The sequence below is a fragment of the Dyella sp. 333MFSha genome (assembly GCF_900102405.1).
Classification (GTDB): Bacteria; Pseudomonadota; Gammaproteobacteria; order Xanthomonadales; family Rhodanobacteraceae; genus Luteibacter; species Luteibacter mycovicinus.
In genome coordinates this window covers 411,756-437,515 of the sequence record NZ_FNBR01000001.1, presented here as the reverse complement: position 1 = coordinate 437,515, position 25,760 = coordinate 411,756, and the positions used below count along the sequence as shown (strand labels likewise).

The window sequence follows — 25,760 nt, the reverse complement described above, 5'->3', positions numbered from 1 at the left end:
TCGCGAACGGGGTTCGCTCCTACCCCGCGCGGCGAGCGCAATGGTGGGATACATGGCGGCCTGTAGGAGCGCGCCCTGCGCGCGAAAAGCCAACGAAGCGAAGAAGCCACACCCCGCTCGACCACCAACCCACCTCGGTACACCAAAGAGACGGCGGGGGTGACCCTCGAGGCCGGTAGCCGCAGGCGAGGGCTTCGACTGGACAAGGCCGCGCAGGCGGGGCCGGTCAGGGATGACCGGCCGTTTTCGGGGAGGCGGGGACAGCCGACTCGAAAACCCCCAGGCGAAGCCCGACCCGGCCGAAGGCCATTGATATACGGCGGCGGTAGCGGCCTTTCCTTGAGGGGTCGCCGCAGGCGTGGCCTCGAGGGTCACCCCCGCCGTCTCTCCAACACGACACGACACACCGCGACAAAGCCAAACGCGATGGCGCAAGCCGAGCCCGACACCTCCCCAAAAAACGCAAAAAAAACGGCATGCCGGAGCATGCCGTTTCGGAAAATACGTTGAAGGGTTCCCGTCAGATCTTCGCGATACCTTCGGGGCGCTTGGCGCCGGCGAAGTGCTTGGACCAGTAAGCCTCGTTGAGGTTATCCACGCGCACCGTCTTGCCTGCCGACGGAGAATGGATGAACTGGCCGTTGTCGATGTAGATGCCGACGTGCGAGATGGCCTTGCCGCGTGTGCGGAAGAAGACCAGGTCACCCGTCTTCATCTCGTTGCGCTTGACCTTCAGGCCGGCGAGGAACTGGCTGGCCGAGTTGGTCGGGAGGTCGAGGCCGATGCTGTGCGAAAAGACATACCGGACAAAACCGCTGCAGTCGAAGCCGGTGGACGGGGCGCGGCCACCGCGGTGGTAACGGATATCGCGGAGCTTCATGGCGAAGGCCAGGAGGGCCTCGCGGGCATGACCGTCGACGTGACCGGCCAGCTTGTCGGTGGCGGCGGCGACGAGGCTGTCGTCGTCATCGTCACCCAGTGTGTCGTCGTCGCTGGCGGCCGGAGCGGCAACCTTGGCGGAGGCAACCGGCGCCTTGGGGGCAACCAGAGAAGCGACGTCAGGGATGGCCGACTGGGCCAGGGCATTCGCCGGGGCGAAGACCGGAAGATCAGTGAGAAGAAGCGTCGCGGACTGGTCAAGACCCTGTGGAGCGGTGACCGTGTCGGCGATAACGGGTGTGACAGCAGCGAAACAGCAGGAGGCTAACGCGAGAGCGGTCAGTCGCTTTAAATGCATGAGCGATAAGGCCTATTCATCGTGAAGTTAAGCCGCCGTGAAGGTGAGACGACCGTGAACGAGTGGTGAAGTTACCAAACCCCCTCGCCCTAGTTGTTGGCATAAAGTTAAAAAACGCCTGTCCTAGGAAACATTCATACAAGTCGCAGGAAAGCGCGGAAAACAGGCCGGAAACCTGAACCGATATAAGCACTTGGATTCACATATGTGATGGCCCGGATAGCCCGTCGCGGGCGGCGGGCAGCCGAAAACGTGCATCCGGTCACGTCAGGCGTTTTACGCCCTGGCGCCAAACAAGGCGCTGCCTACCCTCACCTCGGTGCTGCCCTCGGCAATGGCCAGGGCGAAGTCACCGCTCATGCCCATCGACAGGCGATCGACCGTGTGGCCGGCGTCGCGGGCGGTGTTACGACATTGATACAGGGTCCGGAAGCAGCCGCTGACGATGCCCTCGTCTTCGGATGCCTCAGCCAGCGTCATCAACCCACGCACCCGCAGCGACGAGAACGCACGGAGCTGATCGAGAAACGCGGGAAGCATGTCCGGGGCGAGCCCGAACTTGCTGTCCTCGCGGGAGGTCTTGACCTGGATGAGGACATCGATCGCCCTGCCTTCGGCCTGCAGCGCCTTGTCCAGCGCGACGGCCAGATCCAGCCGGTCCAGCGACTGGACCTCGGACGCGAGCCGGGCAACGGCCCTGGCCTTGTTCGTCTGCAGGTGCCCGATGACCACCCAGTCCAGCGCCTCGGCCGCCAGGTCGGCGGCCTTCGCCTGAATCTCCTGCACCTTGTTCTCGCCGAAACGCCGCAGGCCGAGGCCGACCGCCTCACGGACCACGTCACTGCCGAAGGTCTTGCTGACCGGTAACAACGTCACTTCGGAGGGATCGCGCCCCACGCTGACGCAGGCCGCGGCGATCCGGCCCCGCACGATCGCGACGCGACCGGCGAGCGTATCGGCATCTGCGGTCGTACCGGCACCAGCGGTCATGCCTTCGACGCTTCCTGGAAGTGCCGGGCGACGACGTCGGCCACCACCATGCTTACGCGCTTGCCCGTCGGGATGTGCAGGAACTCGTTCGGGCCGTGCGCGTTGGAATGCGGCCCAAGCACGCCGGTGATGAGGAACTGGGCCTGCGGGAATTTCTCGCCCAGCATGCCCATGAAAGGAATGCTGCCGCCCTCACCCATGTAGGCGGCCGGAGCACCGAAGTAGTGCTCGGATGCCTTCGCGACGGCCTCTTCCAGCCACGGCGACAGCGCCGGCGCGTTCCAGCCGCTACCGTCCTTCTCGAGGGCGAAGCTGACTTTCGCGCCGTACGGGGGATCCTTCTCGAGCAGCTCCTTGAGGAACTTGCCGGCTTCGGCACCCGACAGTGTCGGCGGTACGCGCAGGCTGAGCTTGACCGCGGTCTTCGGGCGCAGCACGTTGCCGGCGCTGTCCAGCGGCGGCATGCCGCCCACACCGGTCACGGCCAGCTGCGGACGCCAGGTGCGGTTGAGCACGAGCTCGGTCAGATCGCTGGTGGTGGGCTTCATACCTTCGACAAACGGGAACTTGTCGTAAATGTCCGTGCCCAGCACGTCGGCCGAGCGACGCGCCTGCTCGATGCGCTGCGCGGGGATCTCGACGTACAGTTCCTTCGGCACGATCTCGCCGGTCTGCGGGTTCTCCAGACGGCTGAGGATGTCGCGCAAAATACGGAAGCTGGAAGGCACGACGCCCGACGCGTCGCCGGAATGCACACCCTCTTCGAGCACCTGCACGGTGAGGTTGCCGCCGGTCATGCCGCGCAGCGACGTGGTCAGCCAGAGCTGGTCGTAGTTGCCGCAGCCGGAGTCGAGGCAGACCACGAGGGCCGGGTTGCCGATGCGGTCGGCCAGGTGGTCCACGTAGTAAGGCAGATCGTAGCTGCCCGACTCTTCGCAGGCCTCGATCATGATTACGCAGCGCGCGTGCGGCACGCCCTGCTCGCGCAGCGCCAGCAGCGCCGCCAGCGAGCCGAAGATCGCGTAGCCATCATCCGCGCCGCCACGACCGTAAAGCTTGTCGCCCTTGATCACCGGCGTCCACGGACCGAGGTCCTCGGCCCAGCCCGTCATCTCCGGCTGCTTGTCGAGGTGGCCATAGAGCACGACGGTCTCGTCGGTGCCCTTGCCGGTCACGCCCTGCGCCGGCACGTCGATGTAGATCAGCGGCGTACGGCCCTCGAGGCGGACCACCTCGAGCGTGGCACCCTCGAACGCCGGCAGCTTGGAGCGCGCCCACGTTTCCATCAGCGTCACGGCCTGATCCATGTACCCGTGCTCGCGCCACTGCGCATCGAACATGGGCGACTTGTTCGGAATACGGATGTACTCGACCAGCTGCGGGACGATTTCCGCGTCCCAGAGGCCGCTGACGAAGGAAGAAATGCGCGAGGTATCCATGGCGGGCACGACTCTGTGGGGCAAAGGACGATTGTAACAGCGCCGACAGGGGTGACCTTCACACCGTGGTCCGGCTCCGTCGCGCCGTGATGCGCGCGACGCACGCTGACAACGCCGCCGCGCCGGTACGCGACGCCGTTTGCGCAGCGCAGAGTGCCCGGGCGTCATCCGACGCGCCTACCCAGGAGGTTTCACCGTGAACTACCGTCTGTTCGCCTTCGCCGGCCTTCTCACCTGTCTGCCCGCCTTCGCCTCCACCCCCGTCAACGTGAACACGGCCGACGCTCCTACCCTCGCGCAGTCACTCGACGGCGTCGGCCTCGCCAAGGCTCAGGCGATCGTGGCGTGGCGGGAAGCCAATGGCAGCTTCGAATCCGCCGACCAGCTCGTCGAGGTCAAGGGCATCGGCCAGTCCCTCGTCGACCGCAACCGGGACGCCATCCAGGTGGACGGGGGTGCCAAAACCGCAAAGAGCGCCAAGCCGCCCCGCGCCGCCAAAGCGAAGGCCAGGGCGAAGGCGGCCGACGCGGACGAGTGACCCCTCCCCCTTTCGCCGCCGGCGGAACGCGCTACACTCGCGCCCCATGCCGGCGGCGCTTCTGCCCTGCCGACGTGACCAGGGGCCAGACGAAAGCAATGATCCTGCCGCGTTACCGCATCGCCGCTTCCGCCATCCCCGGCGCAGGCAAAGGCCTGTTCGTCGATGAATTCGTCGCCGCGGGCCGTATCGTCACCGCGCCCGACGCGATCGACCAGACGCACCGCTGGGACGACATCATGGCGTCCCCCGCCCTGTCCGCCGACCTTCACGCCGCCGCGCGCTGGTTCGAGGACCGCTACACGGTGTCGCCCGACTGGCCGGACGAGTGCTACGTGAATCACAGCTTCGAGCCCACCGGCCTCTGGCACCTGGGCTTCATCTTTGCGGCGAAGGATCTCGCGCAAGGCACTGAAATCACTGTCGATTACCGACACCTTCTCGCGCCGGGCCAGGAAGAGAGCTTTAATGACGCGGCAAGTGGTGAGAAAATAACCGGCTTGCCCTGGCAGGAAAGCCTCGCGCAGTCCACGCGCGCCCTGGCAGCTCTGCTCGGCTGAACCCTTGGTCACCTCGATGTCACTATCCGATATCCCCGTTCTGGAAACGCCGCGCCTGCGGCTCACCGCTCTTACCGAACATCACTTCGACGACTACGCGAGGATGCTCGCGGACGCGGAGAGCACGCGCTGGATCGGTGACGGCCAGCCGCTCGACCGCATGAATGCCTGGCGATCCATGGCCATGCTGCTCGGCCACTGGGCGTTACGTGGCTGCGGCATGTGGGCCATGGAACTGAAGGACACCGGTGAATTCATCGGCCGTGCCGGCCTCATGAAACCCGAAGGCTGGCCCGACCTCGAACTGGGCTGGATGCTGAAGCCCGAACACCGCCACCACGGTTATGCCACCGAAGCCGGTGAGGCCATCCTCGCCTTTGCCTGGAAAGAGATGCACGCGCAGCGTGTGATCAGCCTCGTGCGCATCGGCAACGAAGCCTCCGACCACGTCGCCGAGCGCCTGGGCGGCGAGCACATCGACAACATCGACTTCCTTGGCGGCGCGACGCATCTGTTCGCCTATTACCCGCCGCACCGCGAAGTCCGCCGGGCGGGCTGACTCACAGGGCTCACATCGCCGGCGCGAAATCTGAACGGCGCCGGCGCTGCTGTGTCGAGCTGGCGAGACCGGCGAGCGCCAGCAGCCGTGCGGTGCGCATCCATGCCACGACCGCCACGCCAAGCTGCACGATCAGAAACGCGGCGAACCATTCGCCGCCGACCGCGACCGAATGACCGCGCCAGGATGCGATCAACACGGTCAGACCCAGGCCGACCGCCGTAATGACGACATAGGCGAACAGGCTGGCGACGGGTCGACGCACCACCTGCACCACGCCGCGTCCGAACGCACGCCATGCCGAGCGCAAGGTGATGTCCGCGATGAACTGTGCACGCGCCGACTCGACGATCGCCTGGGCGACGACGAAGCACAGTGCGATCACCACGAGCGACCCATGCTGGTACATATCGGCGGTCGACGGCAGCAAGGCGGCGTCGACCTTATCGTCGACGAGGGACGAAACACCTTTCGCGGCAAGGACGACGAGGCCGTAGGGAATCAGCGAGAGCGGGAGCAGGCGCAGCATGCGTCCGTACTCGGTCGCACCGCCTTGCAACAGCCCGCCAAAACTCAGGGCGCGATTCGCCCGACCGCCGGCAACGGCCATGCCGGAAAGAAACGGCGAGATGGCAAGCGTCAGCACCGCCCCCGCGACGAACGCCGAACCGATCCACGGGCTGGCTTGCAACGCGGACGACACATCGCCCAGGAAAAGACCGTTGAAGTGACGCGCCCATTCCTCCGCGTGCACGGAGTGACCCAACAGGCCGTCGAGCACGCGCCAGAGCGGCAACGCCACGACGAGGGTCGGCAGTAACGTGATGAACACCCACAGCAGCATCAGCCGCCATTGCAGGCCTCCGAGCATGCCGAGACCCAGAGCCGAAGCGGCCGAACGTTTGGTGCGCGCGTTCATAGCGTCCCCAGGAAAGCGTAGATACCCTGGATCAGCGCAGCGAAGTCGGCGCCCCAGCGGTTGGAAGCGGCGTGATTCGACTCGACGGTGCGACTGTCGTTGAGCTTGTTCGCATCGAGATAAATCTTCTGCGCCGGATCGAGTTCGGCGGAAACGCCCTTCGCGGGCTTCGTGAACGCGAAGCGCGCCCAGCGTCGCTGATCGTCCCAGCGCACGGTTTCCGTTGAGCCGTCGGCGAAGCTCACCTTCAGCGTCTGCGGTACCGACGAACCATCACGCCAGACCGTGACCACGGTCTTCCACGGAAACGGCCCCGTACCTTTTTTCGCGTCCGGATGCGCCTTGTTCCAGGCCTCACGTTGCTTGTCGATCGCCGCCTCGTTCTCCTCGCTGCTCGTCTCGACCCGCCTGCCGTCCTTCATGACGGTGCCAGCCAGTGGGAGCACTTCGTCACTGGTTATGTCGCTGACACGGTCGTCGATACGATCGGTGCCGAAGACGTATTGGTTGAACACCTGCGCGACGACGTCAGGCTTGCCGGACGATTCGGAAAGCGAGGCCTGAAGGTCGGCAATGGACGGATGACGGAAGTGCCACCGGGCGTAGTAGTCCTTGAAGGCCTTTTCCATCACATCCTTGCCGAGACGCTCCTCCAGATCGTGCATCGCCGTCGCGGTACGCGTATAGACCGTCACGTAATCGCCGCTCGACAGGCGGTCCCATGCGTTTTGCCCGAGCGGGTCGGATGGACGGGAAAGCGTGGCGAACATGCGCTCGAGCATGAAGACAGGCATCGCCGGCTGGACGCCGAAGAACTGCCAGAGCGGCTGCGTGAGATACAACGGCTGGCCGCGCTCGCGCAGCATGCGTTCGTCCCAGTACTCGTTGAGGCCCTCGTCCAGCATCGGCTCCTCGAACTCGTTCGAGGCCAGCAGTCCGTAGAAATAACCATGGCCGAATTCGTGGATCGTGACGAAGTCGAGCATGTACTCGTCCATCGTCTTCGGCTTGACGTTGTCGTACGCCTCCGCCGTGAAGAAGGTCGGGTACTCCATCCCGCCGGCTTCGGACGCGTTGAACGGCGGCACGACCGCGGTCACCGTCTTATAGGGGTACGGACCCAGCGTGTCGGAGAAGTAACTCAGCGAATCGAGCGTCGCTTTGAGCACCGGTTTCGCGCTGGCCGCGTATTCGGGCGGATAGATCACCCGCACCCTGACCTTCGGGCTGCCGGGCCCGTTCCAGTCACTGTCCAGTGTCTTGTAGCCGGGGGCGGCCATCCACGCAAAATCGTGGACGTCGCCCTGGATGAAATGCCAGGTCAGCTCATTTCCTTCCGGAACCGGCTCACCCTGCTGCTCGCCGACCGCACCGACGACGTAGCCTTTCGGCACGGTCATGCGCACGTCGTACTCGGCGAAGTCGGCATAGAACTCGCTGCTGAAGTGGAACTCGTGCACGTTCCACCGCGGCTCGGTCGCACCGCGCTCGCCCGGAAGCTCGAGCACGCCGATCTTCGGGAACCACTGGGCGACCAGATGGAATTGACCCACGTAGCCCGTGCGCTCGATCACGCGCGGTAGCTGGCTGTGAAAATTCATATCCAGGGTCACGTTGCCCCCGGCCGGCACGGGCTGCGCCAGATCCACGCGAATCACGGTGTGATCCGTCGCAGGGCCGCCGTCGGGATGGACATAACTCCACTTCAGGGCGGCACCGTCCTGCTCGACGTTACCAAGGTCGATGTAGCCCCATTCGCCCTTCTTCACCTCGGCGGTGCCGCGCGCGCCACCGGCGGCGGCGAGGAGCGCGCGCTCGGTGAAAAAGGTGCTGCCCTCGCCTTCGAACGCGTTGAGGTACATGTGCAGGAAGACCGCCGACACGGGACGGTCGCTGCGGTTATGCCAGGTCAGCTGCTGCTGGCCGTCCACGGTGTGCTTGTCGGGATCGAGGCGCGCCTGGATGCGATACGACACCACGCGATCCGAGAGGGTCGCTTCCTGACCGTTACGCGGGCCGCCCCAGGCGTCCGGCGCACTGGGTGTGCGTACCGAGCCGGCATGCGGCGAGGCGAAGGGGATTTCGACAGGGACCGCAGGCGGCGCCACGGTGCTGGCCCCTGCCGGCGCGGGAAGAGCGGGCGCGGCCGCTTGCCCCCACACACTACCGACGCAAAGCAGCAACCCCGCGGCGACGAAACGAACCAACCTGCCTGCCTGTCGGCGCATCGAACCCCCTCCCCCTGTCATCCGGCGATGATTGCTGGCTCAGACTTCGCGCCGATATAGGCCAGAGGTCACGGCCCGCCTGCCATGACTCATCCCACGAAGGATCGCTGGCGCATCCATTTCGTGACAATCCACTTCTCACCCTGGGTGACGGGCGCCCCGCCGTGCAGAGAAAGCACGTCCAGCGAGCCGTCGGCGTCGGTGTATTCGAAGTACAGCGCCTGCCCCTTGCGCGGCACGTAGCTGAAATCGATGCGGGGAAAGATGGTTTCGCCGCCGGCCTCGACATCGGCCAGGTACATGATCAGCGTGGAGACACGCTGACCGCCCTGGGCCAGATGGGGCTCGCTGCCTTTCTGGTCGGGCGGGAAGTAATCGAAGTGCGGTACGTACTCGCCGCCGACGCCATAGCGCATCACCTGCAGGCCTTCGCCGTGCTCATGGGGTAACCGCATGATCTCGGCGGCCCGCCGGTCGATGCGCAGTACCAGCGGGTTCTCGCCCCGCTGGAAAAACGCGCCTTCGCTCGTACGGATACCCATGACGGTATTGGCGCCCGACTCGGGCGACACCACGGCCGAGCGTGCCAGTCGCGATCTGGCCTGTTCGATCATCCCCTCGCACTCGGCGTCGTCGAGGACACCATCGAGAACGGCGATCGTCGGCCTGGCGATACGCAGAAGAACGCGGATGTCACGGTCGGAGGTCCGTAGTACATGCCCCTCCGCCAGGCGGGAGCCCGGGGTATGCCAGGCTGGCGCGGCGCGGGTCGCGGGCCCGCCGAACAGCGCATCGGCGATGGCCGTACGCGCGGCGGCCTCGTCGAAATCGTTTTCCCGCATCGTGGTGAGCAGCTCGGCCGGCGCCGACCCTGCCGCCAGCGCCTCACCGATCCACGTGTGCCATTCGGGGGTGATCCTGGTGTGCCGTCGCGTATCCATATGCGCTAGCCTCGCTCCGGGGCATTGAACCGTACTAATTGACATCCTACACCGACACGGTGAGTCACTGAAACGCCCGGGGAGGCCGCATGACGCAGCACGCACATGGCAGTTTCGAAGTAAAGATCGCCCCCGACGGGGCCGTTGACGCGGATGATGGATCGGCACTCGGCCGGATGAGTCTGGAGAAGACGTTTTACGGAGGGATGGAGGGTACCTCCAAAGGAACCATGCTCACCGCCGGAAGTACGAGCGTGCAGGGTTCGGCTGCCTACGCGGCCGTGGAGCGATTCACGGGCTCGGTCAACGGGCGAGCCGGCAGCTTTGCGCTCGTCCACCGAGGGGTGATGTCCGCGGCCGGACAGGAACTGCTCATCACGATCGTCCCGGATACCGGCAGCCGCGAACTCACGGGCATCACCGGAACCTTTTCGATCACGATCGATAACGCGGGTGGGCACACCTACGACCTGGCGTATACGCTGCCTTAGGTGGCCAACAACCACGCCAGCTTCTTCGCCTTAGGCAGCCGCTTCACCGCCCACTCGGCCCGCGACGCCTCCGACCGGTCCGCGAATGGCCGTGAGCCCAGCAACCGTACCGGCGGATTGGCCCGCGTATAGCGCGCACCCTTCCCTGCCACATGAGCCGCATAGCGCGCGTCGAGGTCGTTGGTTATCCCCGCGTACCAGGCGCCGTTCCGACATTCGATGAGATAGACGCACCACATGGACGTAGCGTAACCCGCCGCCCCGTGACGGGCGACACGCAGGATCAGCCCGCCTTTGCTGGTGCCGTGAGTTTTTCGAGTGCCTTACCCACGGCGGCGAACGCGAACGCGCCGGTGACGTGCGTGGCCGCACCAAGCCCACCGCCGCAGTCCAGCTTGAGCGCGTCGCTACCGGGCGGGCGCACGCCACACACGCTGCCGTCCGCCTGCGGGTACTGGACGTTCTGCAACGAGTACACCGCCGAAACGCCGAAGAAGCGATCGGGGTTGCGGGGAAAACCGTGCTCCTGGCGAAGCTTTTTCCGGATCATGCTGAGCATGGCGTCGTGCTCGGTACGCGACAGGTCGCGCACGCGGACCTGCGTCGGATCGGTGCGACCGCCGGCCGCGCCTACCGTGACCAGCGGGACCTTTCGCCGACGACACCAGACGATCGTCTCCAGCTTGACCTTGAGCGCGTCGCACGCGTCGATCACCACATCGTAGTTGCGGTCGAGCAGTTCATCGAGTGTGGATGGCGTAAGGAAGCGTTCCATGGCCTCGAGCCGGAGGGTCGGACTGATCGCATGAGCCCGCTCGGCGATGACGCCGACCTTGGGTTTGCCGTACTGACCGTCGAGTGCATGCAGCTGACGATTGGTATTGGACAGGCAGACGTCGTCGCCATCGATCAGGGTCAGGCGCCCCACACCGCTGCGCGCCAGGGCTTCCGCCGCCCACGAGCCGACGCCACCGACACCGATGACGCAGACATGCGCATGGGCGAGGCGGTCCAGGCTGCCGCGCCCGTAGAGGCGCTCGATACCGGCGAAGCGTTCCGCCTGTGCGGTGCTCACATGACTCTCGGAGGAAAGGACTGTGCTCATTGTCTCATATTGAAAGAATGGGGCCGTCCGCTATGCTGACGGCCGTGCCAAGCCATGGAACACCAATGCGTGCGCTGCTCTTCGTCATCCTCGGCCTCGCGGTCGGCGCGATGGGCGCGACTTTCGCGCTGTCCGCCCTGCGCCAGGGCACGCCATTCCATGACGGCGTGATGGCCGTGATGCAGCACCACATGGGTGCGCTGCGAGCCAACGTGCGGGCGAAACAGTGCGATGCCAAGGTCTCGGCCGAGCGGCTGGCGCGCCTGCGCCTGACGGCCGGCGACATTCGTGAGGCGTTCCCGGATATGGACGCGGGGTTCGCCAGAGCCGGCGCCACGCTGGATGCCGCACTGGATGCGGCCGTCGCGGCGGCGCCCGCCAGCTGCGACGCCCTTGCCGTCGCGCTGAAACCCGTAGGCGATGCCTGCCAGTCCTGCCATCAGCAGTATCGCTGACCCATGAACGACGCCGGCCCCTCTGTCGCCTCGCCTTCGGACAAGCCCACCGGTCCGCTCGGCTTCCTGCGCATGCGCTGGTGGCTGCTGGTGCGCGCCATGGCGCGCTTTGAAACGACCATGTTCCTGCGTACGCGCTATTCGCAGCCGAAGATGGTGGCGATCGGCGTCGTCGGCAGCTTCTGCCTGGCGGTGTATTACCCGGTCTGGGCCTACCTGTTCCCGCAGCCCTACGAGAACCTGCCGATGCGGCTGGTCTGTAGCGCGACCTTCATCCCGCTCGCCCTGCTGCCCTGGTGGCCGCGTCGTCTGCGAACGCATCTGCCGACATACTGGTATTTCGCGATGACGGTCGCGATGCCGTTTTTCGTCGGCTACATGACCTTGCGCAACGCCACTCCCGCGTGGTTGATGACCCATCTTGCCTGCGTCATGCTGCTGATGATGCTGTTCGACCTGGTCAGCTTCCTGCTGGTGTTCTCGCTGGGCAGCCTGCTCGCGGGCCTGGTGTTCGTGCTGTCCCCGGAAGCCCACCTGCATACCCGGACGATGCTGGAGTACATCCCCTTGCTGATGTTCGGCATGGTCGGTGGCGCCACCTGCACGGTGTCGTCGAACATGGCCGAGCAATCGCGGATCGACGCCCTGACCGCGGCGTCCAACAACATCGCCCACGAGCTGCGCACGCCATTGGGGTCACTGCGCATCGCCGCGCGCGCCGTCGCCCGCTTCATGCCCGATCTGATCCGCAGTCACCGGCTCGCCGAGAGCGAGGGCCTGGCCGTCCCCGAAATGCGCGCGCAGAACCTGCATGCTCTGGAGCGCAGCATCGGTGTGATGGAGCGCGAGGTCACCTACGCCAACACGATCATCGACATGCTGCTGCTTTCGGCACGTCCGATCGGCGAGGTGCCGCTGTCCCTGCTCCAGGCCCGCGAGTGCGTGGAGCAGGCGCTACGCCGGTTTCCCTATGGCTCGCGCGCCGAACGAGACCGCATCACCCTGTCGCCGACCGGCGACTTCTCGCTCATGGGCGAGGAAAGCCTGGTGGTCCACGTGCTGTTCAATCTTCTGCGCAATGCACTTTTTCATACAGATCGCGCCGGCAAGGGCGAGATCCGGGTCTTCATCGAGCCCGCCGACGGTGGCAACCGGATCCGGGTCCACGACACCGGTCCGGGCATCCCCGCGGATGTCCTGCCCCGCATTTTCAACCGGTTTTATTCCTATTCCAGCGACAGCGCCGGCACCGGCACCATCACCGGACTGGGAATAGGACTCGCTTTTTGCCGCGCGGCGATGGAGCATATGGGCGGTGGCATCGCATGCCGTACCGACCTGGGTGAATTCACCGAATTCACTCTGACCTTCCCGCATTCGAACACCGGGGGCCGGCAGTGACGACGTTGAACGCGCAGGGCGACATCCAGCCTTTCCATTTCCCGACCACCACGGTGCTGGTCGACGACCACGAGGAATACCTCGACGTCGTCCCGTTGCTGCTCGATCCCATGGTCCGGGTCCGCACCTTCAGTTCACCGCGCAGCGCGCTGGCCACGCTGGGCAACAACGGCAGCCGTCCGGTGCCGGGCGGCGGCTGGCTCTACCGCTGGAAGGACCGCCCTTCGGAGACCCAGGAGCTGGTGGCCCTCGACATCGATTCGATCCATCGGGTGGTCTACGACCCGGAGCGCTTCGCGGAGATTTCGGTGGTGGTGGTGGATCAGGCCATGCCCGAGATGGACGGCATCACGTTCTGCAAGCGCCTGCCGAATCCGCATATCGGCAAGATCCTGCTGACCGGCCGGGCCGATGACGCCACGGCGATCGATGCCTTCAATTCGGGCGTGATCGACCGCTTCATCCGCAAGAACGACCCGCTGGCCATCGAGAAGCTGCAGACCGCCATCTCCGAACTGCAGCGCCGGTACTTCGACCGCGCCAGCGCCTTCGTCGCCGAAACGCTGGCCCTGGGCAACTTCCGCTTCCTGCGCGACCCCGCCTTCCGCGAGGTCCTGCAGAGCGTCACCGCCACGTTCCAGCCCGTGGAGTGCTACGTGCACTGCAACCCGACGGGCCTGTTGCTGGTCGACGCCTGGGGGATCGGCCGGTTCCTGCTGGTCCAGACGGACGAGGACCTGCGCACCCACTATGAAATTGCGGCAGATCTGGGGGCCCCCGGCGCCGTACTGGAGTCTCTGCGGAGTGGCGAAGCCCTGCCCTGGTTCAACTCCCGTGACGGCTTCTATCACAAAGGCGTGGAGCGGCCTGAAGAACACATGTATGCCGCCACCGCCGTTTCCGGCGAGCAGTGGTACTACTACGCCCTGATCGACGACGTGGAGCGCTTCCGGCTTCAGCACGTCAAGTCGTACCGCACCTGGCTCCGGGAGCAGGATCTGAGTCTGGCCGCCGACAGCCGACCACGATTCATCTAAACGGGTTACCTTCGCCCTTCCGGACACGCCATCGCGCCCAGCACCCGGCGCGTGGCGTTGTGTTGCCCAAAACATGCGGTGCGGTCGCGGGTCTTCCGACCCGCCGACGCTTCTCTCCAGGTATTGCGTAAGGCCGCAGGGTCGTTCGCGACCCACCCCTGGCCTTTCTCGTTTTCGCGCCCGCCCGGGCGAGGTTGGCGCGCGCGTGCCGTTCGTGGTGAACGGCAACGTGTCCATCGCCCATGCCATCGAGAGAGAGATGTCCATGGAAAATGTTTCCGTTCTGCACCGTGTCGTTACCGCCCCTGCGCTGCCTGGCTTCGTTGCGACCCGCGTGGATCGATTCCACAACGAACGCGTGGCGATCGACTGGGGTGGCCGTCACATTTTGCGCGGGCGTCGCCCCGCCGGCGGCGACCTGATGCTCCAGAGCAACGATTACCTTGCGATCGCGGGACATCCCGCCATCGTCGAAGCACAGCGTGAGGCACTGGCCGAAGGCGGCCTTGGCATGATGATGTCGGCGCTGTTTCAGCAGGACGCGGATCAGCCGCTGCATCGTGTGGAGGCCGAGCTGGCGCGCGCGGTAGGGAGTGAGGACGGCATCCTCGCGCAATCCGGTTTCGCCGCCAACGTCGGCCTCATTCAGTCCATCGCCGGCGACCGCATCCCCGTCTACGTCGACATGCTCGCGCACGCGTCGCTATGGGAAGGCATTCGCAGCGCCGGGGCCAGAGCGGTGTCCGTATTGCACAACGACGTGACGCATCTGGAGCGACAGGTGCTGCGCAACGGCCCGGGCGTGATCGTCGTGGATGCGGTCTACAGCACCAACGGCAGCCTCGCTCCCCTCGAGGCCATCGCCAACCTGTCCCGGGAGCACGGCTGCGTCCTCGTTGTCGACGAGTCGCACTCGCTGGGTACGCACGGCGTGCGCGGGGAAGGACTGGTTGCCAGCCTGGGCCTCAACGACCGCGTGCATTTCATCACGGCGAGCCTGGCCAAGGCGTATTGCTCGCGCGCGGGCTTCATCGCGTGCACCACACGTTTCAAGGATTATTTCGGTTGCGAAGCCCTGCCCGCCATCTTCAGCTCGTCCTTGCTGCCACACGAACTCGCGGGCATGTCGGCGGCCCATCGGGTCATCCAGACCGAGGGCTGGAGGCGCCAGCGCCTGCGCCAGGTGACGCGCCGGGTACGCGCGGAACTGACGGAACTGGGCTATCCGATCGCGGATGGAACCGAGCAGATCATCGCCTTCGAAGCCGGCCAGGAGATCCTCACCGGCAAGGTACGTGACGTGATGGAACAGCACGGCGTCTTCGGTTCCGTGTTCAGCGCACCTGCCACCACGGTCAACCGCTCGTTGCTGCGCCTGACACTGAACGCTGGCATGAGCGACGATGACGTGACACGACTGATCGACGTGTGCCGCGTCGCGCGCGATGCCATGGCGTTGCCGTCATGGAGCGCCACGCGTCGGGCGCGCCGCGACGGCGAGCGGGAATCGGCGGCCGCCGAAGTGGCGTGAGGGCTCCGGCTCAGTAGGACGGCAGCGGGATTCGCTCGCTTTCGTCCCCCGGTACGAGTGGGAAACGTCCTTCGGCCCACTCGACCTTCGCCGCTTCGATCAGCTCTTTCGAACTGGCGACGAAATTCCACCAGAGGTGGCGCTCCCCATCGAGTGGGGCGCCGCCGAACAACATGATCAACGACGGTTGCGTGGCCTCGAGCACCGGAGCTTCGCCTTCGTGGGCCACGGCCATGTCCAGCGCCCCCAGCGGAAGGTCGCCGAAGCGCGCGGCACCTTCCACCACGTAGGCGCCCCACTCCGCGTGCTGCTCAGGCATCGTCACACGTGCGCCCGCTTCCAGCCGCGCCTCGACGAAAAACATGGGTGCGAACACGCGTACGGGCGACGACACACCGAAAGCCTCACCGGCGATGACGACCAGTCGCGTACCCTCGCGCTCCACCACGGGCAACGTGCTCGCCGGATGGTGGTGAAATTCGGGATCGATGCGTTCATGGGTCTTCGGCAACGCCACCCAGACCTGTATGCCGTGGAGATCCTGTCCGCTGTGACGTTCGTCCGGCGGGGTGCGTTCGGAATGCGCGATACCGCGACCGGCCGTCATCCAGTTGACGTCACCGGGATGGATATCCACCGCGGTGCCGAGACTGTCGCGATGGCGGATCGCCCCCTGAAACAGCCAAGTCGCCGTGGCGAGGCCGATGTGCGGATGCGGGCGGACATCCATGCCCTTGTCCTCACCGAAGGAGACAGGTCCCATCTGATCGAAGAAGACGAAGGGGCCGACGTGTCGGGCCTTGAGATGCGGCAGCATGCGCCGTACGACGAATCCGTCGCCGAGGTCGCGCTGCTTGCCGTCGATGGGCGTGATGGTCATGGCGCACAGACTAGCGCGCGTGCACCCAATCCGCGATGCGTCTGGCGACTGCGCCGGGCGCTTTCATCCACGCGAAATGATCCGCGGGCGCCCCGTCGAGGTCGTCAGGCACGACGACCGAGACCTCGCGCGGCGCGTCGGGCATCTTATCCAGCAGGAATGCCAGCGAGGGCGCGGGCCCCAACCAGTCGTCCCGTAGACGCTGGGCCAGGACGGGTGCTTTCTGGTGGCGCAGTGCGGCCTCGAGGTCGACGTCCATGCCACGGGCGGCGTAACGCCCGGTGCGACCGCTGCGCGACCAGTCCGCGATCACGCCACGGGCCTCATTGCCACCGAAGCCGATCCGGCGACCGGGAAGCCGACCGGCCACAGCCGCGAGTAACGGAGCCGCCACGTAGGCGAGACCGACCCAGGGACTGAAGCGGCGCCAGTACGGTGCCCCACTGGCGACCAGCACCAGACCGGAAACCGGCATTGCCGTCGTCGCCGCGAGCAAGGAGGCGAGTTGCCCGCCGAGACTGTGCCCTCCCACATACAGCGGCGCGCCCGGCGCGGCCTGACCAAGGCGGTAGAGGCTGGCCGGCAGGTCGTCATGCAGGAGTTCGCGATAGCCCCAGTTGACTCGACGCGAGGCGCGCCGGTCGCTGGAGCCGATGCCTCGCCACTCGTGGATGGCGACGGCGATACCTCGCGCGCTCAGCGCGAGAGCAAGCGATTCATAGTGACGGGCGCCGACGCCCATGGCGGGCAGCCAGAGCAGCGTCGCGGCGATCTCGCCCGTTGGCAGGTAAAGCAGCAGATCCGACGATGCCCCGTCCGCCATGCGCAGTGGCGCTGCGCTGCGCACGATCGCATCGCGCGTGGGTTCCGTCATCGATTCAGCTTCCCCGAAACGCAAAAACCCTCCCGGCACAGGGCGCCGGGAGGGCTAAAGTCATGCAAAACGGGCGGCGCGAGCCAGCCCTGGGGCATTACTTCGGAACGACGTTGTCAGCCTGCGGACCTTTCTGGCCCTGGGTCACGGTGTATTCCACCTTCTGACCCTCGGCAAGCGACTTGAAGCCGTTGCCCTGGATGGAACGGAAATGCACGAACACGTCCGGACCACCCTCATCCTGAGTGATGAAGCCAAAGCCCTTGGCGTCGTTGAACCACTTCACAGTACCAGTTGCCATCACACACACCTCTATCCAACACACTAAAAACCCGGCTCGACGAGCCGGCGACTTACTGAGCTTGCAGGACCGGGTGAGGCGATGGAGCGTTAACTTCGCGCTTACATCGGGTCACTCGCGTGACCGCGCAGACACAGTAGGGTCGATCATAACCGTATTTTCCGGAAGTTCTGTAGGGGATCCCCTACATCAGCCGTTTTTTTGACACGGATCACGCGATTCGGACAGAAAAACCGGAAATGACGAGCAAAAAAAGGCCGGGCGTCGCCGCCCGGCCTTTTCGAAGCTCGGTCAGTCCGAAGGCTTAGGCCTTCTGGACTTCCTCAGCCTGCAGGCCCTTCTGGCCGTTCACGACCTTGAAGGAGACCTTCTCGCCTTCGGCGAGCGACTTGAAGCCGTTGCCCTGGATGGCGCGGAAGTGCACGAACACGTCCGGGCCATTCTCGCGCGAGATGAAGCCAAAGCCCTTGGCGTCGTTGAACCACTTGACGGTGCCGATTTCACGATCCGACATAGAAACACTCCAATACGATTTTTTACGAATAAAACCAGCAACTTGAATAGTTGCCGCCTAACTGGTGTGCAAGGAAACGCGAGGAGCGAAGCGATGTTGCGGATACGTGATCAGCTGCATCGGGTCAAACTAACTCTATGACCCCGGCAAACACAGTCCGGCGACTATACAGGCCCGGAAACCAAATTGCGATGGCGCGATACGCCGCCTCGCCCCGTCGCCACTGACGCCGCGTTCACTCATTCCGCGCACATGCTTGCGACCCGTCGCAACGTTCATGCGAATTGACCTACCATCCGATCCACGCTCAGCCCAAGGGGGACCGCCTCATGAACCACTCCAGCTTCCGACTCGTTCCGCTTCTCATGGGCGCCCTCGCCCTCGCCGCGTGCGCGGACCACAACACCAAGCCGCAGCCCAGCACCACCCGGACGACCAGTTCATCCACGGCGACGGGCAAGAGCGTCGTCAAGCAGCGCACCGCGACCACGACCGTGACCAACGTTCCCGCAAGCAAGACGGGCGGCCGCGCCGCCGCTGCCGCGGGCCCGCTGCCGGACAGCACCGGCATCGCGGCATGCGATGAGTATCTGGCGAGCTACAAGAGCTGCCACCTCGCGGCGGGTATCTTCGCCCGCGACCAGATCGACAGCCGCTACGACATGATGCGCACCAGCCTGCTCCGCCAGTCGCAGGATCCGGATATGCGTGGCCAGCTCGGCGCCCGTTGCGCATCGCTTGCGGGTCAGCTGAAGGATGCGTTGCACGGCAAGTCGTGTGCCGATACCCCGGCACCGGCCTCCACGCGCTGATCAATCCGCGAGCGCTTCGCGCAGCAGACCGGCCAGCCCTCGCGGCTGGCCTTTTTCTATGACAATACGCGGCGTGCCATGCCACGCCGCGCACTCATGCAGGGCCTCCGCCAGGTCCCCGACCAGCGCCGGAGACAGGACGACACCCTCCTCCAGCCAGACGCCCAGTACCTGGAAAAACCCTTCCTGACGATGAGCCTTGGCGTCGAGCCGGCCGACCAGGCGACCGCGATGCAGGATCGGCAGCGCGTAGTAGCCGTACTTTCGTCGGGGCGCGGGCGTGTAGCACTCGATGGTGTATTCGAAACCGAACAGTTCCAGCGCGCGTGCCCGATCCCAGACGACGGGATCGAAAGGCGACAGGAGAACGGTACGCGTGGCCCTCAAACCGTTGCGTGCGGCGTCGGCGAGCGATCCCGCGTGCTCGCGGTGGACGTATGCCCTGTCGCTCCACCCGGTGACGGCAACCTCGATGAGCGATCCCTCCGCCACCAGCGACGCCAGCTCCTCGTCGGTCACGCGCGGACGCAGGCGGTAGTAGTCGGCGATCCAGCGCGCCCGGGCGATGCCCAGCGCCGCCACGCTGCGCAGGATGAAATGACGACGCACCGCCGATTCGTCGAGGGAGTCCGCTGGCGGCGGCTCCGGCCAGCGTGCCGTGACCCGCTCGGCGAGATCGTAGACGCGCTGGAAACGATCGCGCCGGGCGACCATCAGGTCGCCGAGGGCAAACCACGCCTCCAGCCAGCGCTTTTCGGGTTTCCAGCCCCACCAGCCCTTCGTTCCGGTCGATTCACGCTCGAAGTCCGCCGCGCGCAAGGGGCCTTCCTTACGGATGCGGTCGATCAGAGCATCCATGTCGCCACGGGCCTCGGCGTGTACGCGCAGCGCGTTTTTATGCGCCCAGTGCCCCGCCCGCCCACTGCGGTAGTCGCGGTGGAAGCGATAGTCCTGCGCTGGCACGAAACAGGCCTCGTGCGCCCAGCATTCGGCGAGCAGGCCGTCGGCGAGCGATTCGTCGAGCCACTCGGTGCGATAGGCACCCAGTCGCGAGAAAAGCACCATGTAAGGGCTTCGCGCGACGACGCTGATCGTATCGATCTGCAGCATGCCCATACGTGAGATCGCGGTCAGGACGTCCGCCTTGCGCGCTCGCCGCGTCACACGTTTAGCGAGGCCCTGCGCGGCCAGATGCAGCAGCTGCGCCGAACGATGGGACAGCTCCATCACGGCGTCCGTGGAGGACCTGTCGGATACGCGTGACGGCACGGTAAAGGCCTTTCCGCAGTTGGGCCGCCATTAAATCGTGCCTTGCTAGCGTCGGCAACGATGTCGCAAGCCGAGGGCTTGCGACCCCTGCCACCCCCGACCACGGAGGCTTACATGAAGAAGAACATTCGCGCTGCCGCGCTTGGCGCATCCCTGCTGCTGGCTGGCGCCGCATTCGCCCAGGACGTTCCACCGCCCGCCCGCGTCCCGCCTCCGCCGCCGGGTGAGGCCACGCCTCCGCCGCCTCCGCCGCCGTCGGACACGGCACCGGGTTCGATGCAGCAGGCGCCGGATCCGGCCATGCCGCCGCCGGCCGCCGATGCACCGCCTCCGCCCCCGCCGCCGGGTGGCGCACCGGGGATGCCGGGCGCATCGACGCCACCCCCGGGTGGTCAGGTCACGGTCAACAGCGGCCCGGCCCCGGCCAAGCCGTCCGGTCCCGCACCGGATTTCACGACGCTCTCGGGCGGTAAGAAGTCGATCACGCCAGAACAGGCCTCGGCGTTTCCGCTGCTGGCGAACGACTTCCAGTACGCCGACTCGAACCGCGATGGCCATATTTCGAAGGCCGAGTACCAGAAGTGGGTGACCAAGTCCGGCGCCAGCGGTCAGTAAGGCGTTCGCTCCGATGTCTCTCGACGGCCCGCATTCGCGGGCCGTCTTTTTTTAGCGCGACCTTACCCGGATCCCGGCGTCATGCGCGAACCGCCCCACTCCCCGGGGAGGACGACGAGATCGTGCATACGTTCGCAAGTTTCCATGCAGGGTCTTCACATTTGTCACGGATACACTTCGCGCCTGCCGGACAGTCGCCGGCTCAGGGAGTGTCCGTGCCATGAAACGAATCCACGCCGCCGGCGCCTTCGGCGTCTACGCCTGTCTGCATGCGGGCCTCGCGCTCGCGCAGAATCCGAGCCCGATCGACATCCGTGCCTGCTCGGCGATCGAAACCGACTCGCAGCGACTGCTTTGCTATGACAAGGCCGTCGGTCGCCCGAACATGATGACGGCGGCGAAGAAAGAAGACCCGAAGGGCAATTCGCTCAGCGTCGACCTGGCGACCCGCAACTCGGCCGACGTGGGGCGTCCGCTGTCGCTGCTCGACAGCCGCTGGGAGCTCTCGCCCGAGAGCAAACTCGGTACGTTCAATCTGCGCGGTTACAAGCCGACCTACGTATTGCCGTTCTTCGGCACCAACAAACAGAACACGACGCCGCACACGCCCGCGCCGGACCACACCGTCACGACGCCGCAGGATCTCGACAACGTCGAGGCGAAGTTCCAGATCAGCCTGAAGACCAAGGTCGCCGAGAACCTCTTCGGCGACAACGGCGACGTGTGGGTCGGCTATACGCAGTCGTCCCGCTGGCAGGTGTACAACAAGGACAACTCGCGTCCGTTCCGCGAGACCAACTACGAGCCGGAAGCGTTGCTGGTGTTCAACACCAACTACAACATCTTCGGCTGGAACGGCCGTCTGGCCAGCATCGGCATCAACCATCAGTCCAATGGACGCGCCGATCCCCTGTCGCGCAGCTGGAACCGCGTCGTCGCGGATATCGGCCTGGAACGCGAAGGCTGGACCATCATGCTGCGTCCGTGGTGGCGTATCCCGGAAGCACGCAAGGACGACGACAATCCGGACATCAAGGACTATATGGGCCGTGGCGAAATCACGGTCGTGCACGAAGTGGGGCGTCAGGAGTTCTCACTGACGGGGCGTCATTCGTTCCGTACGGGTGACCGCTCGCATGGCTCGCTGCGTGGCACCTGGAGCTTCCCGGTGGTCAACAACCTGCGTGGCTACGTGGAAGCGTTCAACGGTTATGGCGAGAGCATGATCGACTACAACCACCGTGCGACGTATCTGGGCATCGGTGTGTCGTTGCTGGATTGGTATTGATCTCTTAGGAACCTGCGCAGCGGCATCACCGCTGCGTTGGCTTTTCGCGCGCGGGGCGCGCTCCTACCACAGCGGCGTCGTAGGAGCGCGCCCTGCGCGCGAATAAGGTCACGTCGGCGAAGCCAACCGCTTAATGATGATGACCGCCGGCGCCGTGCACGTGGCCGTGCGCCAGCTCTTCTTCGGTGGCGTCACGCACGTCGGTAATCTCGACGGCGAAGTGCAGGGTCTGACCGGCCAGCGGGTGGTTGCCGTCGACGGTGACGTTGTCGCCTTCGATCTTGCTGACGGTGACGTTGATGCTGCCCTGGTCGTTACGACCCTGGAACTGCATGCCCGGCTGGAGGTCTTCCACGCCCTGGAACGCGGCGCGCGGCACCACCTGGATCAGTTCTTCGTGACGCGGGCCGTAGCCCTCTTCGGCGGCGACGTCGACCTTGAACTGGTCACCCACCGAGCGGCCTTCGAGCGCCTTCTCCAGACCCGGGACGATGTGGCCTTCGCCATGGATGTAAGCCAGCGGCTCGCGACCGTCCGAGCTGTCGATGACGTTGCCCTGGTCGTCGGTCAGCGTGTAATGGAAGGAAACGGCGTGGCGGTTGGCGATCTGCATGAAATTCTCTCGCTGGGAGGGGGAATGGAAAGACATGAAGGCGCCTTCCCGGACCCACAAGGCTAGGCGACACGCCGCCCCGGTGCAAATCGGCGGAACCGGGCATGCTGCGCCGCAACCCTCCGGGTCGTCGCGATCTGCTAGTTTTTCGGGTTTTCCCCACCCCATCCAGACCCCGCCGGGAGCCGCATGTTCGACTGCATTCTGATCGCCAACCGTGGTGAGATCGCCTGCCGCGTGATCCGGACCTGCCGCCGTCTGGGCATCCGCACGGTCGCCGTCTACTCCAGCGCGGACGCCGACGCCCAGCACGTACGCCTGGCCGACGAAGCCTGGCCCATCGGCGGCCCACGCCCGGCCGAGTCCTATCTGCGTGGCGACGCGATCATCGAAGTGGCCCGGCGCAGCGGCGCGCAGGCGATCCACCCGGGTTACGGCTTCCTCTCCGAAAATACGGATTTCGCGCGCGCCTGCGCCGCGGCCGGCATCGTCTTCATCGGGCCGCGCCCGGAAAGCATCGACGCGATGGGCTCCAAAGCGGCCGCCAAGGCGCTGATGGAGCGCCATGCGGTCCCGTTGGTGCCCGGGTATCACGGCGCCGACCAGGATCCCACCCATCTGGCAACCGAAGCCACCCGCACGGGCTTTCCGCTGATGATCAAGGCGGCCTCAGGCGGCGGCGGCAAGGGCATGCGTATCGTGCGCGACGCGGGCGCCTTTGCCGAAGCCCTGGCTTCCGCGCAACGGGAGGCCGCGAATGCCTTCGGCGATACGCGGGTGATCCTCGAGCGTTACGTCGAGCATCCGCGCCATATCGAGTTCCAGGTCTTCGGCGACACCCACGGCAACATCATCCATCTGAACGAGCGCGAGTGTTCCGCGCAGCGTCGTTACCAGAAGGTGCTGGAAGAAACGCCCTCCCCCTTCCTCGACGGGGCCCGACGCGCCCGCATGGGCGCCGCAGCCGTCGCTGCCGCGCGCGCCGTGGATTACGTCGGTGCGGGCACCGTGGAATTCATCGTCGCCCAGGACGGCGAATTCTTCTTCATGGAGATGAACACGCGCCTGCAGGTCGAGCACCCGGTCACCGAAGAGACGCTCGGACTGGATCTGGTCGAGTGGCAGCTGCGGGTGGCGGGCGGCGAGACCTTGCCTCTGACACAGGACGACATCCGCGCCACCGGCCACGCCATCGAGGTCCGCCTGTATGCGGAAGATCCGGAGGCGAATTTCCTGCCGGGCTCCGGCAAGCTGGTGTCGCTGACCTTGCCGCCGCCGTCGCGGCATGTCCGCCTCGACGGCGGTGTGATTGCCGGCGACACCGTGACCATCTTCTACGACCCGATGATCGCCAAGCTCATCGTCCACGACCGGAACCGCGCGCAGGCGCTGGAACGGTTGCGCGAAGCCCTGGCGCGGACCGATATCGTCGGCCCGAAATCCAATGTCGCGTTTCTCGAACGCCTCGCACGCCACCCGGCGGTGGTGGAAGGCCGCATCGATACGGGCTATCTCGATCGTCACCTTGACGAGTTTCTGGCCGGCGACACGCAGGCGGGCCACGTGGAGCGCTTCGCCGCCGCCGTGGCGGTGCTTCTCGCCGATGAAGCGCAGGACCGTGGCGTGCCCGGCGACCCGCATTCACCCTGGGCCGGTGCCGACGCGTGGCGCATCGGTCATCACGGCAAACGCGTCGTCGCGCTGATGCAGGGCGACGTCCGCCATGAGATCGATGCGCATGGACACGGCGGCGCCTACGTTCTCCGCGAAGGTGACGTGTCCTGCACCGTGGCCGGGGCGCGTCTCGTCGACGGCGCGTTGTCCGCCCGTTTCGACGACGAGGCACGCCGCTTGCCGCTGGCGATCGACGGGCGGTTCGTCCGTGTACACGACGCTCTGGGACGTCGCTGGTCGTTCACCCGCGCTCCCGCTTACGCGTGGGCCGGCGTCGAGTCGGGCAACGCACGTCACCTCGCCGCCCCCATGCCGGGCCGCGTCGTGCTGGTGCGCGTCGCGGCGGGCGACGTGGTCGAAGAAGGGCAGGAACTGATGGTGATGGAAGCGATGAAGATGGAGCTCGCCTTGAAGGCACCTCGCGGCGGCACCATCGAGAGCGTATCCGCGGTACAGGGCGATTTCGTCGACGCGGATGCGATCCTCGTCCGCTTCGCCGAAACCGCCTGACCGGAGCTTCCATGAATGCATCGAACCACGTTCGCATCGTCGAGGTCGGCCCACGCGACGGCTTGCAGAACGAGAAGGCCATGCTCCCCGCCGCTGTGAAGATCGAACTGATCGACCGGCTGTCGGCGACAGGCCTGGCGACGATCGAAGCGACCAGCTTCGTCAGCCCGAAATGGGTACCGCAGCTTGCCGATGCCGCCGAGGTCTTCCTCGGTATCCGCAAGGCGGCCGGCGTGGTCTACCCCGTGCTGGTGCCCAACCTGCAGGGCTACGAGCGTGCACGCGAGGTCGGTGCCACCGAGGTCGCCGTGTTCACGGCCGCGTCGGAAGCGTTCAACCAGAAGAACATCAATGCCTCCATCGACGCGTCGATCGATCGTTTCGTGCCGGTGATGGAACGTGCGCGGGCCGATGGCGTCGCGGTACGCGGCTATGTGTCGACCGTGCTCGGATGCCCTTATCAGGGCGAGGTGCCGGTGGCCGACGTGGTGCGTGTCGCCCGCCGCCTGCATGAACTGGGCTGTCACGAGATTTCGCTTGGCGACACGATCGGGGTCGGTACGCCCGCGAAGGCGCGCGCGATGCTCCGCGCCGTCGCGTCGGAAGTGCCGATGCCTGCGCTGGCCGTGCATTTTCACGACACGTACGGCCAGGCGCTGGCGAACATCCTCGCCTGTCTGGAAGAAGGCGTCCGCGTCGTCGACAGCGCCGTCTCGGGGACGGGTGGCTGCCCGTATGCCAGGGGAGCCACGGGCAACGTGGCCAGCGAGGACGTGGTGTACATGCTGCACGGCATGGGCATGGAGACCGGCGTCGATCTGGACCGGCTGGTAGAGACGGGAGCCTGGCTGGCCGGGCAGTTGGGGAAGGAAACGGCGAGCCGGGTGACGCGGGCGCGTATGGCGGGCTGAGGCGGCCCCCATCGCCAGCAGGACTGGCTCCTGCCCGGGCAGTTGGCCATTCCCCATCCAAGCTGGCA

At 65.7% G+C, this 25,760-nt stretch carries 27 protein-coding genes; 13 read left to right on the top strand and 14 right to left on the bottom strand.

Annotated elements, in window-relative coordinates:
* Positions 1–520: 520 nt before the first annotated feature.
* The 3 genes from BLT40_RS01930 to BLT40_RS01920 all read right to left on the bottom strand — a co-directional run bounded on the left by BLT40_RS01930 (position 521) and on the right by BLT40_RS01920 (position 3,666).
* On the bottom strand, positions 521–1,237 hold the full coding sequence (locus BLT40_RS01930; protein WP_090350997.1) for a C40 family peptidase: 717 nt from the start codon (positions 1,235–1,237) through the stop codon (positions 521–523).
* Positions 1,238–1,513: 276 nt separating this feature from the next.
* Positions 1,514–2,227 carry a YggS family pyridoxal phosphate-dependent enzyme gene (locus BLT40_RS01925; protein WP_090350995.1) on the bottom strand — a complete coding sequence of 238 codons (714 nt, stop codon included), beginning with the start codon at positions 2,225–2,227 and terminating at the stop codon, positions 1,514–1,516.
* Positions 2,224–3,666, bottom strand: coding sequence for a M20 family metallopeptidase (locus BLT40_RS01920; protein ID WP_036111867.1), 1,443 nt, complete (start codon positions 3,664–3,666; stop codon positions 2,224–2,226). Before BLT40_RS01920 ends, BLT40_RS01925 begins: the two co-directional genes overlap by 4 nt.
* 196 nt (positions 3,667–3,862) lie before the next feature.
* Between BLT40_RS01920 and BLT40_RS01915 the strand changes: the two genes are divergently transcribed.
* The 3 genes from BLT40_RS01915 (at position 3,863) to BLT40_RS01905 (ending at position 5,323) form a co-directional block, all read left to right on the top strand.
* On the top strand, positions 3,863–4,204 hold the full coding sequence (locus BLT40_RS01915) for a ComEA family DNA-binding protein (protein ID WP_090350993.1): 342 nt from the start codon (positions 3,863–3,865) through the stop codon (positions 4,202–4,204).
* Positions 4,205–4,302: 98 nt separating this feature from the next.
* Positions 4,303–4,764, top strand: a complete 462-nt coding sequence (locus tag BLT40_RS01910) for an SET domain-containing protein-lysine N-methyltransferase (protein WP_043694877.1) — start codon at positions 4,303–4,305, stop codon at positions 4,762–4,764.
* Between the two features lie 16 nt (positions 4,765–4,780).
* Positions 4,781–5,323, top strand: coding sequence for a GNAT family N-acetyltransferase (locus BLT40_RS01905; RefSeq protein ID WP_036111861.1), 543 nt, complete (start codon positions 4,781–4,783; stop codon positions 5,321–5,323).
* Positions 5,324–5,333: 10 nt separating this feature from the next.
* On the opposite strand, the gene BLT40_RS01900 is transcribed toward BLT40_RS01905, so the two are convergent.
* The 3 genes from BLT40_RS01900 to BLT40_RS01890 form a co-directional block, all read right to left on the bottom strand.
* Positions 5,334–6,242: a hypothetical protein gene (locus tag BLT40_RS01900; protein ID WP_090350990.1), complete on the bottom strand. Its 909-nt coding sequence runs from the start codon at positions 6,240–6,242 to the stop codon at positions 5,334–5,336.
* Complete coding sequence (locus BLT40_RS01895) at positions 6,239–8,470, bottom strand: M1 family metallopeptidase (RefSeq protein WP_176809070.1); 2,232 nt, start codon at positions 8,468–8,470, stop codon at positions 6,239–6,241. The genes BLT40_RS01900 and BLT40_RS01895 overlap by 4 nt, the downstream gene beginning before the upstream one ends.
* Before the next feature lie 89 nt (positions 8,471–8,559).
* Complete coding sequence (locus BLT40_RS01890; protein ID WP_079522894.1) at positions 8,560–9,411, bottom strand: 2OG-Fe(II) oxygenase; 852 nt, start codon at positions 9,409–9,411, stop codon at positions 8,560–8,562.
* 89 nt (positions 9,412–9,500) lie between these two features.
* Between BLT40_RS01890 and BLT40_RS01885 the strand changes: the two genes are divergently transcribed.
* Positions 9,501–9,902 (top strand): DUF3224 domain-containing protein, encoded by a 402-nt coding sequence (locus BLT40_RS01885; protein WP_079522895.1) that lies wholly within the window; start codon positions 9,501–9,503, stop codon positions 9,900–9,902.
* Here the strand turns inward: BLT40_RS01885 and BLT40_RS01880 are convergent.
* The gene (locus tag BLT40_RS01880; RefSeq protein ID WP_036111852.1) at positions 9,899–10,141 is read right to left on the bottom strand and encodes a GIY-YIG nuclease family protein; all 243 of its coding nucleotides are present in this window, start codon (positions 10,139–10,141) and stop codon (positions 9,899–9,901) included. The genes BLT40_RS01885 and BLT40_RS01880 overlap by 4 nt on opposite strands.
* Before the next feature lie 44 nt (positions 10,142–10,185).
* Positions 10,186–10,977, bottom strand: a complete 792-nt coding sequence (locus BLT40_RS01875; RefSeq protein ID WP_255363911.1) for a tRNA threonylcarbamoyladenosine dehydratase — start codon at positions 10,975–10,977, stop codon at positions 10,186–10,188.
* Between the two features lie 95 nt (positions 10,978–11,072).
* On the opposite strand from BLT40_RS01875, the gene BLT40_RS01870 reads away from it, so the two are divergent.
* From BLT40_RS01870 to cqsA, 4 genes are all read left to right on the top strand, one after another.
* The gene (locus BLT40_RS01870) at positions 11,073–11,462 is read left to right on the top strand and encodes a cytochrome c (protein WP_176809069.1); all 390 of its coding nucleotides are present in this window, start codon (positions 11,073–11,075) and stop codon (positions 11,460–11,462) included.
* Between the two features lie 3 nt (positions 11,463–11,465).
* Entirely contained in the window at positions 11,466–12,863 is a 1,398-nt protein-coding gene (locus BLT40_RS01865; protein WP_051943433.1) for a sensor histidine kinase, read from the top strand.
* Positions 12,860–13,900: a response regulator gene (locus tag BLT40_RS01860; RefSeq protein WP_051943431.1), complete on the top strand. Its 1,041-nt coding sequence runs from the start codon at positions 12,860–12,862 to the stop codon at positions 13,898–13,900. The genes BLT40_RS01865 and BLT40_RS01860 overlap by 4 nt, the downstream gene beginning before the upstream one ends.
* Positions 13,901–14,105: 205 nt before the next feature.
* Entirely contained in the window at positions 14,106–15,431 is a 1,326-nt protein-coding gene (cqsA, locus tag BLT40_RS01855) for an alpha-hydroxyketone-type quorum-sensing autoinducer synthase (RefSeq protein ID WP_217699795.1), read from the top strand.
* Between the two features lie 10 nt (positions 15,432–15,441).
* Here cqsA and BLT40_RS01850 read toward each other — a convergent pair whose 3' ends face one another.
* The 4 genes from BLT40_RS01850 to BLT40_RS01835 all read right to left on the bottom strand — a co-directional run bounded on the left by BLT40_RS01850 (position 15,442) and on the right by BLT40_RS01835 (position 18,000).
* On the bottom strand, positions 15,442–16,311 hold the full coding sequence (locus tag BLT40_RS01850) for a pirin family protein (RefSeq protein WP_090350983.1): 870 nt from the start codon (positions 16,309–16,311) through the stop codon (positions 15,442–15,444).
* Positions 16,312–16,321: 10 nt separating this feature from the next.
* Positions 16,322–17,185: an alpha/beta hydrolase family protein gene (locus tag BLT40_RS01845; RefSeq protein WP_090350981.1), complete on the bottom strand. Its 864-nt coding sequence runs from the start codon at positions 17,183–17,185 to the stop codon at positions 16,322–16,324.
* 97 nt (positions 17,186–17,282) lie between these two features.
* Positions 17,283–17,486, bottom strand: a complete 204-nt coding sequence (locus BLT40_RS01840) for a transcription antiterminator/RNA stability regulator CspE (RefSeq protein ID WP_036111837.1) — start codon at positions 17,484–17,486, stop codon at positions 17,283–17,285.
* A gap of 304 nt (positions 17,487–17,790) precedes the next feature.
* A complete protein-coding gene (locus BLT40_RS01835) occupies positions 17,791–18,000 on the bottom strand; it encodes a cold-shock protein (RefSeq protein ID WP_036111834.1) in 210 nt (69 codons plus the stop codon).
* A gap of 329 nt (positions 18,001–18,329) precedes the next feature.
* Here BLT40_RS01835 and BLT40_RS01830 point away from each other — a divergent pair, with 329 nt between their 5' ends.
* Positions 18,330–18,812: a hypothetical protein gene (locus BLT40_RS01830; protein ID WP_079522900.1), complete on the top strand. Its 483-nt coding sequence runs from the start codon at positions 18,330–18,332 to the stop codon at positions 18,810–18,812.
* On the opposite strand, the gene BLT40_RS01825 is transcribed toward BLT40_RS01830, so the two are convergent.
* The gene (locus tag BLT40_RS01825; RefSeq protein ID WP_090350979.1) at positions 18,813–20,039 is read right to left on the bottom strand and encodes a winged helix-turn-helix domain-containing protein; all 1,227 of its coding nucleotides are present in this window, start codon (positions 20,037–20,039) and stop codon (positions 18,813–18,815) included.
* 156 nt (positions 20,040–20,195) lie between these two features.
* Here BLT40_RS01825 and BLT40_RS20165 point away from each other — a divergent pair, with 156 nt between their 5' ends.
* Positions 20,196–20,696, top strand: coding sequence for an EF-hand domain-containing protein (locus BLT40_RS20165; protein ID WP_090350977.1), 501 nt, complete (start codon positions 20,196–20,198; stop codon positions 20,694–20,696).
* 220 nt (positions 20,697–20,916) lie between these two features.
* Positions 20,917–21,984 (top strand): phospholipase A, encoded by a 1,068-nt coding sequence (locus BLT40_RS01815; RefSeq protein WP_036111825.1) that lies wholly within the window; start codon positions 20,917–20,919, stop codon positions 21,982–21,984.
* A 130-nt stretch (positions 21,985–22,114) separates the two neighbouring features.
* On the opposite strand, the gene BLT40_RS01810 is transcribed toward BLT40_RS01815, so the two are convergent.
* Complete coding sequence (locus BLT40_RS01810; RefSeq protein WP_036111821.1) at positions 22,115–22,597, bottom strand: FKBP-type peptidyl-prolyl cis-trans isomerase; 483 nt, start codon at positions 22,595–22,597, stop codon at positions 22,115–22,117.
* A gap of 189 nt (positions 22,598–22,786) precedes the next feature.
* Between BLT40_RS01810 and BLT40_RS01805 the strand changes: the two genes are divergently transcribed.
* Together BLT40_RS01805 and BLT40_RS01800 are read left to right on the top strand one after the other, a co-directional pair.
* On the top strand, positions 22,787–24,781 hold the full coding sequence (locus tag BLT40_RS01805) for an acetyl/propionyl/methylcrotonyl-CoA carboxylase subunit alpha (RefSeq protein ID WP_090350975.1): 1,995 nt from the start codon (positions 22,787–22,789) through the stop codon (positions 24,779–24,781).
* Positions 24,782–24,792: 11 nt separating this feature from the next.
* Positions 24,793–25,692: a hydroxymethylglutaryl-CoA lyase gene (locus tag BLT40_RS01800; RefSeq protein WP_090350973.1), complete on the top strand. Its 900-nt coding sequence runs from the start codon at positions 24,793–24,795 to the stop codon at positions 25,690–25,692.
* Positions 25,693–25,760 lie beyond the last annotated feature (68 nt).

Coding starts and splice junctions, on each gene's coding strand:
- BLT40_RS01930 (WP_090350997.1), bottom strand. CDS start 1,237: ATGCATTTAAAGCGACTGACCGCTCTCGCGTTAGCCTCCTGCTGTTTC.
- BLT40_RS01925 (WP_090350995.1), bottom strand. CDS start 2,227: ATGACCGCTGGTGCCGGTACGACCGCAGATGCCGATACGCTCGCCGGT.
- BLT40_RS01920 (WP_036111867.1), bottom strand. CDS start 3,666: ATGGATACCTCGCGCATTTCTTCCTTCGTCAGCGGCCTCTGGGACGCG.
- BLT40_RS01910 (WP_043694877.1), top strand. CDS start 4,303: ATGATCCTGCCGCGTTACCGCATCGCCGCTTCCGCCATCCCCGGCGCA.
- BLT40_RS01905 (WP_036111861.1), top strand. CDS start 4,781: ATGTCACTATCCGATATCCCCGTTCTGGAAACGCCGCGCCTGCGGCTC.
- BLT40_RS01900 (WP_090350990.1), bottom strand. CDS start 6,242: ATGAACGCGCGCACCAAACGTTCGGCCGCTTCGGCTCTGGGTCTCGGC.
- BLT40_RS01895 (WP_176809070.1), bottom strand. CDS start 8,470: ATGCGCCGACAGGCAGGCAGGTTGGTTCGTTTCGTCGCCGCGGGGTTG.
- BLT40_RS01890 (WP_079522894.1), bottom strand. CDS start 9,411: ATGGATACGCGACGGCACACCAGGATCACCCCCGAATGGCACACGTGG.
- BLT40_RS01885 (WP_079522895.1), top strand. CDS start 9,501: ATGACGCAGCACGCACATGGCAGTTTCGAAGTAAAGATCGCCCCCGAC.
- BLT40_RS01880 (WP_036111852.1), bottom strand. CDS start 10,141: ATGTGGTGCGTCTATCTCATCGAATGTCGGAACGGCGCCTGGTACGCG.
- BLT40_RS01870 (WP_176809069.1), top strand. CDS start 11,073: ATGCGTGCGCTGCTCTTCGTCATCCTCGGCCTCGCGGTCGGCGCGATG.
- BLT40_RS01865 (WP_051943433.1), top strand. CDS start 11,466: ATGAACGACGCCGGCCCCTCTGTCGCCTCGCCTTCGGACAAGCCCACC.
- BLT40_RS01850 (WP_090350983.1), bottom strand. CDS start 16,311: ATGACCATCACGCCCATCGACGGCAAGCAGCGCGACCTCGGCGACGGA.
- BLT40_RS01845 (WP_090350981.1), bottom strand. CDS start 17,185: ATGACGGAACCCACGCGCGATGCGATCGTGCGCAGCGCAGCGCCACTG.
- BLT40_RS01840 (WP_036111837.1), bottom strand. CDS start 17,486: ATGGCAACTGGTACTGTGAAGTGGTTCAACGACGCCAAGGGCTTTGGC.
- BLT40_RS01835 (WP_036111834.1), bottom strand. CDS start 18,000: ATGTCGGATCGTGAAATCGGCACCGTCAAGTGGTTCAACGACGCCAAG.
- BLT40_RS01830 (WP_079522900.1), top strand. CDS start 18,330: ATGAACCACTCCAGCTTCCGACTCGTTCCGCTTCTCATGGGCGCCCTC.
- BLT40_RS01825 (WP_090350979.1), bottom strand. CDS start 20,039: ATGGAGCTGTCCCATCGTTCGGCGCAGCTGCTGCATCTGGCCGCGCAG.
- BLT40_RS20165 (WP_090350977.1), top strand. CDS start 20,196: ATGAAGAAGAACATTCGCGCTGCCGCGCTTGGCGCATCCCTGCTGCTG.
- BLT40_RS01815 (WP_036111825.1), top strand. CDS start 20,917: ATGAAACGAATCCACGCCGCCGGCGCCTTCGGCGTCTACGCCTGTCTG.
- BLT40_RS01810 (WP_036111821.1), bottom strand. CDS start 22,597: ATGCAGATCGCCAACCGCCACGCCGTTTCCTTCCATTACACGCTGACC.
- BLT40_RS01805 (WP_090350975.1), top strand. CDS start 22,787: ATGTTCGACTGCATTCTGATCGCCAACCGTGGTGAGATCGCCTGCCGC.
- BLT40_RS01800 (WP_090350973.1), top strand. CDS start 24,793: ATGAATGCATCGAACCACGTTCGCATCGTCGAGGTCGGCCCACGCGAC.